Annotated in this window: 8 protein-coding genes; 5 read left to right on the top strand and 3 right to left on the bottom strand. The window is 74.1% G+C overall.

What is annotated here, in order from left to right; genetic code table 11:
• Nucleotides 1–625 precede the first annotated feature (625 nt).
• Together OHU74_RS16825 and OHU74_RS16820 are read left to right on the top strand one after the other, a co-directional pair.
• Entirely contained in the window at nt 626–2,917 is a 2,292-nt protein-coding gene (locus tag OHU74_RS16825; RefSeq protein WP_371616666.1) for an asparagine synthase-related protein, read from the top strand.
• A 367-nt stretch (nt 2,918–3,284) separates the two neighbouring features.
• Entirely contained in the window at nt 3,285–6,725 is a 3,441-nt protein-coding gene (locus tag OHU74_RS16820) for a BTAD domain-containing putative transcriptional regulator (RefSeq protein WP_371616665.1), read from the top strand.
• Here the strand turns inward: OHU74_RS16820 and OHU74_RS16815 are convergent.
• Entirely contained in the window at nt 6,722–8,671 is a 1,950-nt protein-coding gene (locus OHU74_RS16815) for a sigma-70 family RNA polymerase sigma factor (RefSeq protein WP_371616664.1), read from the bottom strand. The genes OHU74_RS16820 and OHU74_RS16815 overlap by 4 nt on opposite strands.
• 310 nt (nt 8,672–8,981) lie before the next feature.
• Nucleotides 8,982–9,776 carry a helix-turn-helix domain-containing protein gene (locus OHU74_RS16810; RefSeq protein ID WP_330297241.1) on the bottom strand — a complete coding sequence of 265 codons (795 nt, stop codon included), beginning with the start codon at nt 9,774–9,776 and terminating at the stop codon, nt 8,982–8,984.
• A gap of 342 nt (nt 9,777–10,118) precedes the next feature.
• Between OHU74_RS16810 and OHU74_RS16805 the strand changes: the two genes are divergently transcribed.
• Nucleotides 10,119–11,513, top strand: coding sequence for an NAD(P)/FAD-dependent oxidoreductase (locus tag OHU74_RS16805; protein ID WP_371616663.1), 1,395 nt, complete (start codon nt 10,119–10,121; stop codon nt 11,511–11,513).
• Nucleotides 11,514–11,649: 136 nt separating this feature from the next.
• The gene (locus OHU74_RS16800; protein WP_371616662.1) at nt 11,650–13,509 is read left to right on the top strand and encodes a SpoIIE family protein phosphatase; all 1,860 of its coding nucleotides are present in this window, start codon (nt 11,650–11,652) and stop codon (nt 13,507–13,509) included.
• 87 nt (nt 13,510–13,596) lie between these two features.
• Here OHU74_RS16800 and OHU74_RS16795 read toward each other — a convergent pair whose 3' ends face one another.
• Nucleotides 13,597–14,886 (bottom strand): MFS transporter, encoded by a 1,290-nt coding sequence (locus OHU74_RS16795; protein ID WP_371619711.1) that lies wholly within the window; start codon nt 14,884–14,886, stop codon nt 13,597–13,599.
• Between the two features lie 122 nt (nt 14,887–15,008).
• Here OHU74_RS16795 and OHU74_RS16790 point away from each other — a divergent pair, with 122 nt between their 5' ends.
• On the top strand, nt 15,009–15,545 hold the full coding sequence (locus OHU74_RS16790; RefSeq protein ID WP_371616661.1) for a MarR family winged helix-turn-helix transcriptional regulator: 537 nt from the start codon (nt 15,009–15,011) through the stop codon (nt 15,543–15,545).
• Nucleotides 15,546–15,613: the final 68 nt, after the last annotated feature.

Genomic DNA, 15,613 nt, shown 5'->3' with positions numbered 1-15,613 from the left:
AAACCCAGCGTAGTTCCCCGCCTCCCAAGCGTTAAGGCCCCCTGTTCCGTATGGCGGGATTGTTGTCCGTATGCACAGTCGGGCGGGGTCCCGTGCCCGGGGCGCGCGTGTCGCGGCGTGCTCCGCCCGTGTGGCCGTGCGCCCGGCCGTGCGCTCTGGCCGCTCCACCGGCCCGGCGATTCGATGACGGTGCGTGGGTCGGCCCGCTGCGTGAATCCGGCGGGCCGGGGGATGCCGCTGCCTCAATCCCCGCGGGTGGCGGAACGGTCCGGGGGGTGGATCCCGCCTCCCGGACCGCGCTCAGCGCACCGGGCCCGGTGGGCCCGCGGTACGGCCGCAGGGCGGCCGGAGTACGGCCTCGGGAGGGCCGCAGGATGGTTTCGGCACGACCGCAGTACGGTCGAAGAATGGCCGAAACCGACCTATGGGACGGTGGGAACGGAACGCCAAATACCGCATGGACGGGGCGTGTTCGTTTGCATGTGCGCCCCCCTTAACCACTCTCGCACGCCCGTCACGTGGCAGCATGGACCCCGAGCCACCCGGGGTCCCGCCGGCCGCGCCCAGTAGCGCCGACCGCGCGGTTCGCACCCCGGTCAGGTGCCCACGGGCTGTGGAGGCGGCGGTGCGCTGGTTGGTGGGTTGGAGCAGTATCGCCGCGAGCTTCGGCACGGCCGGACGGGTCGCGGGGCAGAGCCCTGCACAAGGCTCTGGCCAGGGGGGATACGGCTCCGGGTACGGGTCCGCCTCTTACGGGTCCGCCTCCTACGGGAACGGCTCCGGTTACGGGAACGGTGACGGCCCGGGCCACGGCTACGGCCATGGCGACGGCCGGGGCGACGGCCCCCTCCGCGGCGGCCTCGCCGACGCGGACCACCCCGACGAACCGGGCGCCGCCGATGCCGACCGCACCGTGGTCCCCGTCGGCGCCCAGCTCCTGTGGGGCGACCCCGACCCCCTGTGGGCCGTCGGCGACTGGCGCCCGGACGAGATCCGCACCCTCACCGCCGACCCCGCCGACCCCTTCACCCGGCTCGCCGTCCTCGGCTGCTGCGGGGCCACCGACGAGGAACTCCGCCGCGCCCTCTACGCCGCCCGCGGCGGCGCCCTGCGCCACCTCACCCAGTGGCCCGGCAGCTACACCGCCGTCGTCCAGGCCGGCCGCCGCATCACCGTGGTCGGCGACCTCGCGGGCGCCCGGCCCGTCTTCTACACCCCCTGGGCGAGCGGCACGGCGTACGCCACCGCCGCCCTCCCGCTCGCCGACCTCATCGAGGCGCAGCTCGACATCGGCCACCTCGCCGCCCTGCTGGCCTGCCCCGACAGCCCGGAGGCGCTGGGCGACGGCACACCGTACGTCGGCGTACGCCGCATCCCGCCCGGCCACGCGCTGATCCTGCGCGAGGGCTCGCGGGAGATCACCGGGTACGAGCCGGTGGCCTCCCTCGCGGTGGCCGCCCCGACGGCCGACCCCGAGCGCGCGGTGGAGGGCGTACGGGAAGCGTTGGTCGACGCGGTGCGCGCCCGGCTCACGGCTCCCCGCCATGCCCCCGACACACTGCCCCACGATCCCGGGCCGGTTCCCGGAATGGGCCCCGCCGACCGGCGGGCGGCCCGCGGCGCCCCCGTACCCGGAGTCGGCGCCGACCTCTCCGGCGGCAGCGCCTCCGCCACCCTCGCCCTCCTGGCCGCCGGACTGCCCGGAGCCCCGGGCACGGTGGTGAGACAGTCCGGCGAACGACTCCTGGCCGTCACCTTCAACGACCTCGCCACCCCCCGGGGCCGCGAGGCCGAACTGGAACGCGCCCACGCCATCGCCGCCAACCCCCGCCTGCACCACGTGGTCGTGGCCGCCGCCGAAGAAGCCCTCCCGTACGCCGACCTCGACGGCCCGCTCACCGACGAACCGGGCCCCTCCCTCATCTCCGCCGCCCGCGAGCGGCGCCGCCTGGCCGCCGGCTCCGCCGACCACTTCACCGGCCACGGAGCCCGCCAGGTCCTCGACGCCCACCCGGCCCGCCTGGCCGACCTCCTCCTCGACCGCCGCCGCCGCCACCTGCTGCGCCCGGTCGCCGCCCTCACCCGCTCCGCCCCCGGGGAATCCCTCCTGGTCCCCTTCTCCATCTACTCGGCGGCCCGCCGCCTGGCCCGTACGCCGTACCGCGCGGGCATGGAGGCGGCCGCGGCCCGCCTGCGCGAGGGTCCGGTCACGGGAGCCACCTCCTCCTCCCCGGTCGACGCCTCGCTCGCGGCCCTGACCTGGTCCCGCCCGGGCCCGGCGGCTGCCTGGCTGACGGGCGAAGCCCTGGCCGAGGTATCGATCCGCCTCCACAACGCCGCGGCCCGACCTCCCCTCTCGCTCCGCCCCGGGGAGGCCAGGGCCCGCGCCGTCCTGGCCCGCCACGCCGCCGACCACCGGGTCTTCGAACAGGCCGTGGAGGTCCGCAGCCAGCGCCTGCACGCCCCCTTCCTGGACAACCAGGTCGTACGGGCCGCCCGCGCCCTCCCCGAATCCCTGCGCGTCCAGCCCGGCGCGCGGGCGGCGATCCTGCGCAGCGTCCTGTCCTCGGCCGGAGTCCGCGAACTCCCGCCCGGCTGGGGCGCGACGGCCCACGCCCCGAACGAATCCGCGACCCGCCTGGGCCTGACCGCAGCCCTCCCCGCCCTCCTGACCCTCTTCGCCACCCCCCTCCTCGCGGACGCGGGCCTCATCGAAGCCAGGGTCGTCCGCCAGGCCCTGCTCGACGCCGCCGACGGCCGCCCGGTCCCGCTGGACGGCCTCGCGGAACTCGTCTCCATGGAACTGTGGCTGGGCCGCCTGATGGCCCGCCGCGGCACCTGCTGGACCGGCACCTCCACCCCCCGCCGCCGAGCAGTCCCCAAGGGCCTCCCCACCCGCCGCCCAGCCCTGTCCTGACCCCCGGCCCCAGCCCGGCAACCACGGCCCGGCGGCGGCCCGCACCCGACTGCGGCGCGACATCAACTCAAGCCCCGCCGGCGTTTGAGGCGCGGCCGCGGCGCCGCAGCCGGAAACGGCGCGGGAGCGGCAAGGCGCGGCCCGCACCAGACCGTGGCGCGGCATCAACTCAAGCCCCGCCGGCGCGGGAGCGGCAAAGGCACGGCCCGCACCCGACCGCGGCGCGGTACTAAATCAAGCCCCGCCGGCGTTTGAGGCGCGGCCACGGCGCCGCAGCCGAAAACGCCGCGCGGAGTCGCACAGGGCCGCAAGGCCACGGCCGGAAACGGCTCGGCACCAACCCCCACCACCTGTGCAGAATGACCCCGTGCTGTACCTCATCCTCGGCAACACCGAGGCCCGCGACGGGTCGAACACTCCACTCCCCCTCGGCGGCGCCCGCCTCCGCGCCCTCCTCACCGCCCTCGCGATCCGCTCCGCCGCGACCACGGCGCCCACGGCGACCATGGCGACCACGGCGGCCCCCGCCCCCGGCTCCGACCCCAGCCCCAGCCACAGCCACGGCCAAGTCCCCGTCCCCGACCTGATCGACGAGGTCTGGGGCGACGACCCGCCCCGGGACGCCCCCGCCGCCCTCCAGGCCCTGGTCGCCCGCCTGCGCCGCGCCCTCGGCGGCAGGGACACCGTCCTCGCCGATCCCGCAGGCGGCTACCGCCTGGCCGTCGCCGGCCCGGACGAGGTGGACCTGCACCGTTTCACCCGGCTGGCCCGTCTGGGCGCCCAGCAGCTGGCCGGCCAGGATCCCGCCACCGCCGCCGGAACCCTCCGCTCCGCCCTGGCCCTCTGGCGCGGCCCCGCCTTCGCCGACCTCGCGGAGCCCGCCCGCACCGCTCACGCGGCCGTCGCCGAGGCCCACCGCAGGGCCGCGCTCCGCGACCGCATCGAGGCCGACCTGCGCTCCGGCCGCACGGCTCCCGCGACGCTGCTGCCCGAGATCGAGGCGCTGATCCACGAGTACCCGTACGACGAACCCCTCCGCGCCCAGCAGCTCCGCGCGCTGCGCGCGGCCGGCCGCCCCGCCGAGGCCCTCGCCGCGTACGACCGCACCCGCCGCACCCTCGCGGACGCGCTCGGCGCGGACCCCGGCCCCGAACTGGCCGCCCTGCACGCGGAACTCCTCCGGCCGACACCCCCGCCCCCGGGCCCCGTCCCCGTCCCGCAGGGAAACCTCCGCCCCCGCCTGACCTCCTTCGTCGGCCGCGAACCCGAACTGGCCGCCCTCCAGGCCGACCTGGCCCGCCTGCGCCTCATCACCCTGACCGGCCCCGGAGGTTCGGGGAAAACCCGCCTGGCCGAGCACGCGGCAGCCGAATACGCCGCCGCGCCGCCCCACACCGCCGACCGCCACCCCGACCACCATCCCGACCCGGTCTGGCTGGTGGAACTGGCCCGCCTGGACCACCCCGCCGCCGTCCCCGGCGCCGTCCTCAGCGCCCTCGGCCTCCGCGAAGGCAGCCTCGTAGCCCGCGAAAAAGCTGTCCGCGAAAAAGCTGTCCGCGACAAGGCCGTCCGCGACAAGACCGCCCCCGAAGACGCGACCACCCTCCTCGTGGAGCACTGCGCCAACCGCCGCCTGCTCCTCGTCCTGGACAACTGCGAGCACGTCATCGCGGCCGCCGCCGACCTCGCCGACCGGCTCCTCGCGCACTGCCCGGGCGTACGGATCCTCGCGACCAGCCGCGAGCCCCTCGGCGTCCCCGGTGAAACGATCCGCCCCGTAGAGCCGCTGCCACCCGCCCCCGCGCACCGCCTCTTCGCCGACCGCGCCGCCGCCGCCCGCCCCGGCTTCACCCCCGCCGAGGACCCGGCCGCCGTGGCCGAGATCTGCGCCCGCCTGGACGGTCTGCCGCTGGCGATCGAGCTGGCGGCGGCCCGGCTTCGGCTGTTGACTCCGCGGCAGATCGCGGACCGTCTGGACGACCGCTTCCGGCTCCTGACCAGTGGTTCCCGCACGCTCCTGCCGCGTCAGCAGACCCTCCGGGCGGTGGTCGACTGGTCCTGGGACCTCCTGGACGAGCCCGAGCGCACGGTCCTTTGCCGCCTGTCGGTCTTCGCGGGAGGCTGTGATCTGACGGCGGCGGAGGCGGTCTGCGCCGAGGAGGGTGACCTGGACGTCGCGGACCTCCTGGGCTCCCTCGTCGACAAGTCCCTCGTCCTGGCCGAGCCGGCCGGCCCCGCCGGCATGCGCTACCGCATGCTCGAAACCATCCACGAGTACGCCACCGAACGCGCCGCGGAACACGCGGCCGCCCACCAACCCCCATCCACAACAACAGCCCCACCCACACCAGGCGCCACCCCCACCGCCCTCCGCCACGCCGCCCACTTCACGGCCCTGGCCGAAGAAGCCGAGCCCCACATCCGCTCCGGCGACCAGCTCCCCTGGATCCGCCGGATCGAGACCGAGCTCGACAACCTCCGCGCCGCCCTCCACACCGCCGTCGCCCACCGCGACAGCGCCACCGCCCACCGCCTCGTCTTCGCCCTCGGCTGGTTCTGGTGGCTGCGCAACTACCGCGACGAGGGCTCCGAGTGGGCCGCCGAGGTGCTCGCCATCACCCCGCCCGACCCGCCCGAGGGCTCCCCGGAGTACTGGAGCCTGATGCGCCTGCACGTCCTGCGCGTCTTCCTGCTCGCCGAGGGCCGTGCGATCGAGGAGTTCGACACCCCGGAGTACGCCGCCCTCTGCGCCCGCATCACCGAGGCCTTCCGCCACGGCAGCCCCGAGACCGCCCGGTTCCCCGGCATGCTCTGGCCCATGGCCGCGTACCTCACCGGTGGCGTCCTGGGCTTTCACGCCCACCTCGACACCACCGTCGAGAGCTGCCGCCGCTACGGCGGCGACTGGGAGCTGGGGGTCACCCTCATGCTCCGCACCCATGTGGCCATCGACATCACCGGCGGCCTGCCCACCGTCGACGCGGACATCGCCGAACTGCGCGAGATCGCCGGCCGCGTCGGCGACCGATGGACCCGCTCCACGGTCGCGAGCGCCGCCGGCGAACTCGCGCTCTCGCGCGGCCGGTACGACGAGGCCCGCGCGGAGTACGAGGAGTGCCTGCGCCTGGCCCGCGAGGTCGGGGCCTACATCGAGGCGCCCTTCGCGCTCGTGCGGATCGCCGAGGCGGCCTTCTCAGCGGGGGAGTTCGCCACCGCCGAGCGGCTGGTGGCGCAGGCGGACCGGGAGGCGGACGAGTACGGCGTGGCCTCCGACGTGCGCGCCTACAGCCGGCTGATCTCCTCGCTGCTCGCGCTCTTCCGCGGCGACCTCGACCGGGCGCGCACCGAGTGCGAGCTGGCCCGTGCCGAGGCCGGGAAGGTCACGGGGCCGCCGCAGCTCAGCGCGGGGCTCGACAACATCGACTCCCTCCTGACCGCCCGCGCGCAGGGCCCGGCGGCCGGACTGGCCCGGATCGCACCCGCCCTGGCCGCGGCGGTGGCCGGGCACTGCGCGGAACGGGTCCTGGCCGCCCTCGCGGAAACCGCCGCCGGCCAGCTGGCCGACGTGGGCCGGCCGGCCGAGGCCGTACGGGTCTTCGCGGCCGCCACCGCCTGGCGCGCGGGCAACCCGCGCTCGGTCCCGGAGGCGACGGCCCTGGCCGATTTCCCGGCCCGCACCCGCGCCGCCCTCGGCGCCCGGGACCACGCCCGTGCGGAGGCGGCGGGCGCCGCGCTCACCCCGTCGCAGGCGGCGGCCCTGGTCAGCGAAGCCGCCCGAGCCCTCACTCATCCGCTCAACGACAGCTAACGACAGCTGATGACGGCGTCCGCCCAGCTCGCCAGCGTCGGCAGCCGGCCGCCGCCGGCACGCTCCACGACCAGGCGCAGCGTCTTGTGCCCGGAGAGGGGTACGGAGACGTTCGCCGCGGCGTCCTCGTAGCCCAGGGCCCGGGACTGCCACAGCCGCTCCCCGTCCCCGTAGACGGAGAAGCGCACCTCGCCGTCCGTGTGCAGCGCCAGCCCGTCCACACCGGCCCGCGCGGAGAAGTTCGTGCACTGCCGGTTCAGGGCGATCTCCACGGAGGACCGGGGGCTGACGGTGATCCCGTGCGCGAAGCGCTGCCCGCCGATCTTCAGCCCCCAGCGCTGCCACACCCAACTGCTCTGCCAGGTCCGGATCTCGGGGCCTTCGTGATCCCCGTAGGCGGACTGGCCCAGCACCGCGAGCCGGAAGGGCTCCGCGGCCTTCGCCGGCGGCGGGGGCGTCGGGCTCGGCTTCGCGGTCGCCTTCGGACTCGGGGTGGGGCTCGGGCTCGGCGACGGCCGCTCCCGGCTCGGCGAGGGCGCCGGCGGGGCGGGAGCCCTGCTCGCCGGGGGCGCGGGCTTCGACGGCGGCGGTACGGGTCCTCGCGCGGGCGGCGGCTGCGCCTCCGACGGGCTCGGCTCCTGCGCGGCCGGGCTCGAACTCCGCGGCACCGGCACGACCGGCGCGGCCACGCTCGGAGCGGGCTGCGCGCGGGCGGGCGGATCGGCGTCTTCGCCGGTCAGGGCGAAGACCACCCCGGCGGCCGCGGCGACCACGACCCCGGCGGCGATGGCGGCCTTGGCCGGAAGCCCCAGCCCTTCCGAAGCCAGCGCTCCGCCGACCCCGGAAGCTCCGCCCGACCCGGCGGCCCCACCCGCGGCGGCGCCCCCGGCAGTGCCCGCGGCTCCGGCACCGGCGGTCGACCCGCCGACGGCGGCCGCGGCGGCCCCGGCACCGCCCGCGGCGACGGCCCCGCCGGCCACGACTCCGGCCGCCTTGGCCGCGTACCCGGCGGCGAACCACCCGATGACGGCGACCGGCAGCAGCGCGGGAATGCCCGCGTTGACGTCCTTGAGCTCCCCGGCGGCGACCCGGCACCGGGCGCATTCCTCCAGGTGCTGGCGCAGCCCCCGCTCGGCCCGCATCCGCAAGCCACCGCGGGCATAGGCCCCCAGCCGGTCGGCGAACCGGGCGCAGTCCCCGCCGGAGCTCAGCGCGGTGGACACGTGGGCTTGCAGGTAGGCCTGCTTGAGCCCTTCCCGGGCCCGGCTGGCCAGTACCGCGGTCGCGTTGGCGCTCAGCCCGAAGAGCGGGGCGATCGCGCTGGGCGAGGCTTCTTCGACGGTGGTGTGCCAGAGCACGGCCTGCCACCGCTCGGGCAGGCTCCGGAAGGCCTGCATGGCCAGCGACTGCTCGGCCTCGTGCATCGCCCGCACATCGGCGCCGAGTTCCAGGGTGTCGTCCCCGGTGAGCCCGACCGCGCCGTCACCGGAGGACCCGGAGGCCTGCTCCGCGAACAGCGCGAAGTCCTCGACCAGATGCTCCCGCTTCGCCGTCTTGGCCCAGGCCGCGGCGACCCGTCGCACGGTGGTCAGGAGATAGGCCCGCACCGACTGGTCCGGACCCGCCCCGCCCCGTACCGCCTGGAGCGTGCGCGCGAACACCTCGGCCGTCAGATCGTCGGCGGTGTGCCCGTCGCGGCAGCAGGTGCGGGCATAGCGGCGCACGGCATCGGCGTGACGGCGGAAGAGTTCCTCGTACGCGCCGTCGTCACCGCCGCGCATCCGCGCGATCAAGTCCCCGTCGGACGGCGGCAGCTCACCGCTCGCCCCGGCGGCGTGTCTCCCGCCCGGTTCGCGCTGCGCCGGAACCTGCCGGGCGGGCAGGCTGCCCGCCTCGACCTCGCCACCGGCGCCACCGCGTGGCTCTTCCCGCCCGTCAACGCTCATCGCGGAAGCCCTCGCACGACACACTCAACCGGTACACCGATCCAGCGTGTCACACGGTGGACGCGCGCCGAGACCGTCTCCACACCATCCACTCATCCGGGCACAATCCGGCGAATTGCCGTACGTCACCCCACCCGTTCGAGCGAACGCCCGCCACCTGTCCCCGATTGACCCGCGCGGCCCCGGTGGGCCGCGACCCGCATCATCTGCACGGGACGGACCCGTACGGACGGCCTGCCAGGACCGTCCGTACGACCACGTCGGACCGGTCGGACTGGACGGACCAGTCCGACCAGTCGAACCAGTCGGACTAGACCGTCCGGGACCGCAGCCCCTCCAGCAGGATGTCGAGCAGCCGGGCCGAAGCCGCCGCCTGCTGCGCCGCGTCCGGCAGCGCGGGCGCCGCCGTGGCTATGACCAGCAGGACATCGGCCACCGTGACGTCGGCACGCAGCTCACCGGCCTCCCGGGCCCGGTCCACCAGACGGCCGACGACCTCCAGCAGTTCGCCGGCGCCCGCGTCGTCCGAGGGCTCGTCGTCGTGGCCGATCCGCGAGGTGGCACCGACCACCCGCAGCTCGGGCACTCCGCCGGCCACGACGGCCTGACGCTGGTGCGGCACCCGCGCGGCCTCGGCATCCGCCTCGTCCTCGCCGGGCCCGCCGACCCGCAGCACCTGCGGCGGCAGCAGCCGCCCGGCGCCGGAGGCCACGGAGGTGCGCAGGAAGCGCGACAGCGCCTGCCACGGCTCCTCCTCCTGGCCGAGCGCCGTCCGGGCCTGCTCGGTCAGCCGGGAGGTCTCCTCCTCGGCTATCCGCCGGACCAGGACGTCCTTGCTCGGGAACCGCCGGTACACGGTGCCGACGCCGACCCGCGCACGGCGGGCGACGTCCTCCATCGGAGCCCCGTAGCCCAGCTCGCCGAAGACCTCGCGAGCTGCGCGCAGTACGTGTTCGAGGTTGCGCTGGGCATCGACGCGCAGCGGTGTGGAACGACCCACGCCGTGCGTGGTTGCGCCGCTCGCCATCAGCCGGCCGTTGTTCTCCGAAGAGGACGTGGCGGACGACAGAGCGGTCGCAGAAGCATGGAAATCGGAAATGTTCATATGTATCCCCCGGTAATCATTTGTCTCCCCCCGGAGACACTCCCCGCCTTCGCGTCGAGGGGGGCCACGGTCATGAGGGCCCTGGTCCTACTCCTCGACGAGATACGAACATAGTTGAGCCAGAGTCAATTCAGAAGAGGCCGCCCCGGACGGACCACCGCCCGATCGGAGCATTCATCCTCACTTTTCCGTTCCAAGCCTCCGGAATCACCGCTTCCGCACCGCTTGACCTGCACACCTTCCCCTCAACCCACACACTTCGACACCCCTGTCCCAGCACCCCGCCCGGTCACACAATTTGTCGGGCCTGTGGACAAACTCCCGGCCACGTTGCGTCATGGGGTGGTGAAGGCTGCTAACTCCCGGGGCGCGGCCCCCGGTACCCCGCCCCGTACGCGGATCCTCATCGTCGGCGGCGGCTACGTAGGCATGTACACGGCACTCCGGCTCCAGCGAAAGCTGAGAACCGGCGAGGCCGAGGTCACGGTGGTTACTCCCGAGCCGTACATGACGTACCAGCCCTTCCTCCCGGAAGCGGCCGCGGGCTCCATTTCCCCGCGCCACGTCGTGGTTCCACTGCGCCGCGTCCTCGCCAAATGCCGCATCGTCATCGGCGAGGCCCGCCGCATCGACCACGCCAAACGCACCGCGACGGTCGTCACCCTCGCCACCGAGGAGGAGGGCGCAGGCCCCGTCGAGATCGAGTACGACGAACTCGTCCTCGCCCCCGGCTCCGTCTCCCGCACGCTCCCCATCCCGGGACTCGCCGACTACGCCATCGGATTCAAGACCGTGGAAGAGGCCATCGGCCTGCGCAACCACGTGATCGAACAGATGGACATCGCCTCCTCCACCCGCGACCCCGCCCTCCGCGACGCCGCCCTCACCTTCGTCTTCGTCGGCGGCGGCTACGCGGGCGTCGAAGCCCTCGGCGAGCTCGAGGACATGGCGCGCTACGCCGCCCGCTACTACCACAACGTCAAACCCGAGGACATGAAATGGGTGCTGGTCGAGGCCAGCGACCGGATCCTCCCCGAGGTCGGCCCCGAGATGGGCACCTACACCATCCGCGAACTGCGCCGCCGCGGCATCGACCTGCGCCTGGAGACCCGCCTCGAATCCTGCGAGAACCGGGTGGCCGTCCTCAGCGACGGCGCCCGCTTCCCCACCCGTACCGTCGTGTGGACCGCGGGCGTCAAACCGCACCCGATCCTGGCCGCCAGCGATCTCCCCAAGAACGAGCGCGGCCGCCTGGCCTGCACCTCCTTCCTCACCGTCGAAGGAGTCGAGCACGCCTGGGCCGCCGGCGACGCCGCCTCCGTCCCCGACATCACGGCGGCGGAGAAGGGCGTCCCCTGCGCCCCCAACGCCCAGCACGCCGTCCGCCAGGCCAAGGTCCTCGCCGACAACCTCGTCTCGTCCCTGCGCGGCGGACTCCTCACCGAGTACGCCCACAAGTACGCCGGCTCCGTGGCCTCCCTGGGCCTCCACAAGGGCGTCGCCCACATCTACGGCCGCAAGCTCAAGGGCTACCCGGCCTGGCTGATGCACCGCGCCTACCACCTCAGCCGCGTCCCCACCCTCAACCGCAAGACGCGCGTGCTCGCCGAGTGGACGCTCTCCGGTCTCTTCAAACGCGAGATCGTTTCCCTGGGATCCCTCGAACACCCCAGAGCAGAATTCGAACTCGCCGCGGGCGGAGGTCCCAAGGAACCCCCGAAGAAGAGCGCGGGCTGAAGCCGGCAGTGCCTTCGGCCACACTGGACGTGTGACCATAGGTGGGCTCACACCTGCACAGAGTGACATCCGAGTGCCACCCGATTGCCACCGAGTGACATAGCGACCACGAGCGACACCACGAGGCTAGAAAGCAGTGAACTTCACGCGCTGGAGCGCCCGGTTTCCCGGAACGCAGCGTCGCGCCGCCGCCCGGTCCGAACACGCCGCCGCCCAGGCCAAACGGGGCGAGGGCTCGGTCCCGGCCGCCCGCGGCGCCGCCGGCCATTCCGGGCTCGCGTCCGACGGCGGCCCCGCCGACCCCACCGTCCGCGGCACCGGTACGGGAACCACCGCCGCGGGTGCGCAGCCGGGTACGGGCACCCCCGCCGGCCCCACCCCCTCGCTCGACGAGCTCTCCGTACGGGACGTCCTCGGCCGCCTCCCCGCCCTCGTCGCCCTCGTGCACGGCCCCGAGCACCGCGTCGCCTACGTCAACGACGCCTACACCGCCGGGTTCGGCGCCCGCGCCCCCGGCGCCCCCGCGCACCTCGCCCTCCCCGAGCTGGGCGAGCTCGGGCTGCTCCCGCTCCTCGACCAGGTCCAGCGCAGCGGGAAGCCCCGTACCGCCAAGAACCGCACCGCGCCGGGCGGCGGCAGCTCGTACACCGTCACCTGCACCCCGATCGAGTTCCCCAAGGCCGCGCCCGACACCGAAGAAGGCACGGGCAGCCCCACGGGCACGGCCGAGCGCACGGGCACCGGCACGGGCCACTCCGCCGACCCGGACGACGACGCCGCCCACCACACCGGCGTCCTGATCCACCTCGCCGACGTCACCGACCACGCCGAGGCCGTCGAGCGGCTGCGCGCCAGCGAGCGCCGCCAGCGCGAGGCCGCCGTCACCCTCCAGCGCTCCCTCCTCCCGCAGGAGCTGGAACAGCCCGACGACCTGCGCGTCGCCGCGACCTACCAGCCCGGCGGCACCGAGGCCGCCGTCGGCGGCGACTGGTACGACGTCATCACCCTCGGCGCCGGCCGCACCGCCCTCGTCATCGGCGACGTCATGGGCCGCGGGGTCCGCGCCGCCGCCGTCATGGGCCAGCTCCGCACCGCCGTCCGCGCGTACGCCCGCCTCGACCTGCCCCCGCACGAGGTGCTCCAGCTCCTCGACGGCCTCGCCGCCGAGATCGACGCCAGCCAGATCGCCACCTGCGTCTACGCCGTCCACGACCCCAACGAAGGCCTCCTCGCCTACGCCTCCGCCGGCCACCTCCCGATCCTGGTCCGCGACGAGGACGGCACCGTCCGCCGCGCCGCCGACCCCACCGGCCCGCCGCTCGGCACCGGCGGCTGGCTGCACACCTCGGGCACGATCGCGCTGGGCCCCGGCTCCACCGCCGTCCTCTATACGGACGGCCTGGTCGAACGCCGCGGCGAGGACATCGACGAAGGCGTCGCCGCCCTGGAACGCGCCCTCTCCGGCGCCCAGGGCACCCCCGCCGTCATCTGCGACCGCCTGATGCGCGCTCTGGGGGTCGACGCCGACCACGACGACGACGTGGCCGTGATGGTCCTCCAGCAGCCCGCCCGCACCGGAGCCGACGCCGAGCTCTTCCACAACGCCGCCCTGGAGCTCCTCGGCGGCGTAGAGGCCGCCCCGCGCGCCCGCGCCTTCGCCCAGGGCGTCCTGGCCTCCTGGCGCTTCCCCGTGGAGCTCTGCGACCTCGGCGTCCTCGCCGCGAGCGAACTGGTCGCGAACTCCCTCCAGCACGGCACCCCGCCGATGCGCCTGCGCCTGCGGCGCACCGACCGCCGCCTGATCATCGAAGTCACCGACGGGGACGACCACCTCCCGCGCCGCCGCCGCGCGGAGCCGGCCGACGAGACCGGCCGCGGCATCTCGATCGTCGCCACCATCGCCTCGTCCTGGGGCTCGCGCCGCACCCCGGGCGGCGGCAAGGCCGTCTGGTGCGAGTTCGCGCTCCCCGACAAGGACCGCGACAAGGACAAGTAGCCGGACACGACGAAGGCCCCGGTCACCGGACCGGGGCCTTCGCACGTACACCTACACCTACACCTACACACCTACACGCCTCTACGCCTACACCTGCGCGGGCATGGGCTCGGAGGCCTTCACCTGCTCCACCGACCCGGCCACGACCGTGCTCCGGGCCAGCGACGGGTTGTCCTGCACCGGCGTCAGCTGCTTGCCGAGCCGCAGCGCCAGCCCGGCGATGCCGAGCGAGACCAGGACGAAGACGCCGATGTAGAGCATCGGCAGACCCGCGGCCAGCGGCACACCGAGCGGTCCGAGCGCCAGAGCCATCTGCTTGACCAGCGCGAAGGCCGAGTTGTACTGGCCCACGGAGCCCTCCGGCGCCAGGTCGGCCACCAGCGGCGCCAGGGTCGGCGACAGCATGGCCTCGCCGATGCCGAAGAGCGCGTACGTGGTCACGAACGCGGCGGCGGCCATGACCGCGCTGCCGTGTCCCAGACCGGAGAAGGCGGCGATGATCCACGCGCCGGTCCAGATCAGGCCGACGAGCGCGATCACCCGCGACCGGCGGTGGTTCTCGACCAGCCGCAGCACGACGAACTGGGCGAGCACGATCGCGCCGGTGTTGGCGGCGAGCGCGAAACCGAGGGTGGAGGGGGTGATCCCGGCGGCCTCGGTACCGAAGGCGGCGAGACCCGACTCGAACTGCCCGTAACAGGCGAAGAACAGAACAAAACCGAGGATGCAGAACTGCACCATCGCCTTGTGCTCCATCAGCCGCTTCCAGCCGCCGCCCCGCTGCGCGGCGTCCTTGGCCAGCGCGGTGCTGATCGCAGGCACCTGCGGCATCCGCACGGAGGCGATGACCCCGGCCAGCACCAGGAACATCACGGCCTCGATGCCGAAGAGCAGGGTGAAGCTGCCGGGACGGCTCTCGTCGACGATGAGACCGCCGATGAGACCGCCGATGCCCAGACCCAGGTTCTGCATGAAGAACTGGAGGGCGAAGGCACGGGTCCGGGTGGACGGGGTGGAGCAGCGCACGATCATCGTGGCCAGCGCGGGCTGCATGACGGCCTGGCCGGCGCCCAGGGCGAGCGCGGAGAGCAGGATCGCGACCACGCCCGTGGAGAGACCGAGCGACAGCGCACCCAACGAGGCGACGAGGGCAGCACCGATGACGACGGGGACCGGACCGCGCCGGTCGATCACCCGCCCGGTGAAGGGCAGCGCGAGGAGCGCACCGAGGGCGAACGCCATGAACGTACCGGTCGCCCACATGGGGTCCAGCTCTCGCACCTTCGCCGCGTAGACGTACAGGAACGGAACCGTGAAGCCGATACCGAACGCGGTCAACGCGTTCCCGGCCTGGATCCTCCGCATCGCAGCGCCCATCACCCTGGTCACTTCTCACCACCTTGATTGCTGAAGCCTCAAGACTTCATCCCTAAAGTTCGATCCTTAACTCTACACATCGAAGGAGTTAGACGCCAACGGGCTCGTGCGATACTTCGGCCATGGGTGATACCCCCGACGGCACTGCGCCCGTCCACGAGCCGAGCCTCGACGAACAGATCGCCGTCTATCAGCGCGAGTTCCAGGACCTCGACCCCCAGGTGGAGAAGGTCGTATCGGCCCTGAGCCGCCTGAACCGACGGATGAACGTCGCCTACGGCCGCCAGACCGCGGCCCTGGGCATCAGCAATGCGGAGTGGGAGGTCCTCAAGGCCCTGGTCCTCTCCGGAGCCCCGTACCGGATGGGCCCGAGCGAGCTCGCGAAGCAGCTGGGACTCACGCCGGCGGCGATGACCCACCGGATCGACCGCATGACGGCCGAAGCCCTGGTCACGCGGGAGCGCGACGAGAACAACCGCGTACGGGTGATCGTGGAGCTCACGGCGGAGGGCCGCAGCAAGTGGCTGGACGCCATGCGCGCGGCCACGGTCTTCGAGGAGGACCTCCTCCAGGACCTCTCCACCGCGGAGCGCGGGCAGCTGGGCGACATGCTCACCCGCCTCCTGGACCGCGTAGAGGACCTGCAGTCCCCGAGCTGAACCAGGGGGCCGGGCCCACTGGCCCGGCCCGGATCGGCCCGGATCGACGAGGGTTGACAGGGAGTTGC

This window comes from Streptomyces sp. NBC_00454, from assembly GCF_041434015.1.
Classification (GTDB): Bacteria; Actinomycetota; Actinomycetes; order Streptomycetales; family Streptomycetaceae; genus Streptomyces.
This window is presented reverse-complemented; position numbering and strand designations above follow the sequence as displayed.

What these genes read in the sequence shown, in the direction of transcription:
- OHU74_RS16815 (WP_371616664.1), bottom strand. Translation starts at nt 8,671, where the DNA reads ATGAGCGTTGACGGGCGGGAAGAGCCACGCGGTGGCGCCGGTGGCGAG.
- OHU74_RS16810 (WP_330297241.1), bottom strand. Translation starts at nt 9,776, where the DNA reads ATGAACATTTCCGATTTCCATGCTTCTGCGACCGCTCTGTCGTCCGCC.
- OHU74_RS16795 (WP_371619711.1), bottom strand. Translation starts at nt 14,886, where the DNA reads ATGGGCGCTGCGATGCGGAGGATCCAGGCCGGGAACGCGTTGACCGCG.
- OHU74_RS16790 (WP_371616661.1), top strand. Translation starts at nt 15,009, where the DNA reads ATGGGTGATACCCCCGACGGCACTGCGCCCGTCCACGAGCCGAGCCTC.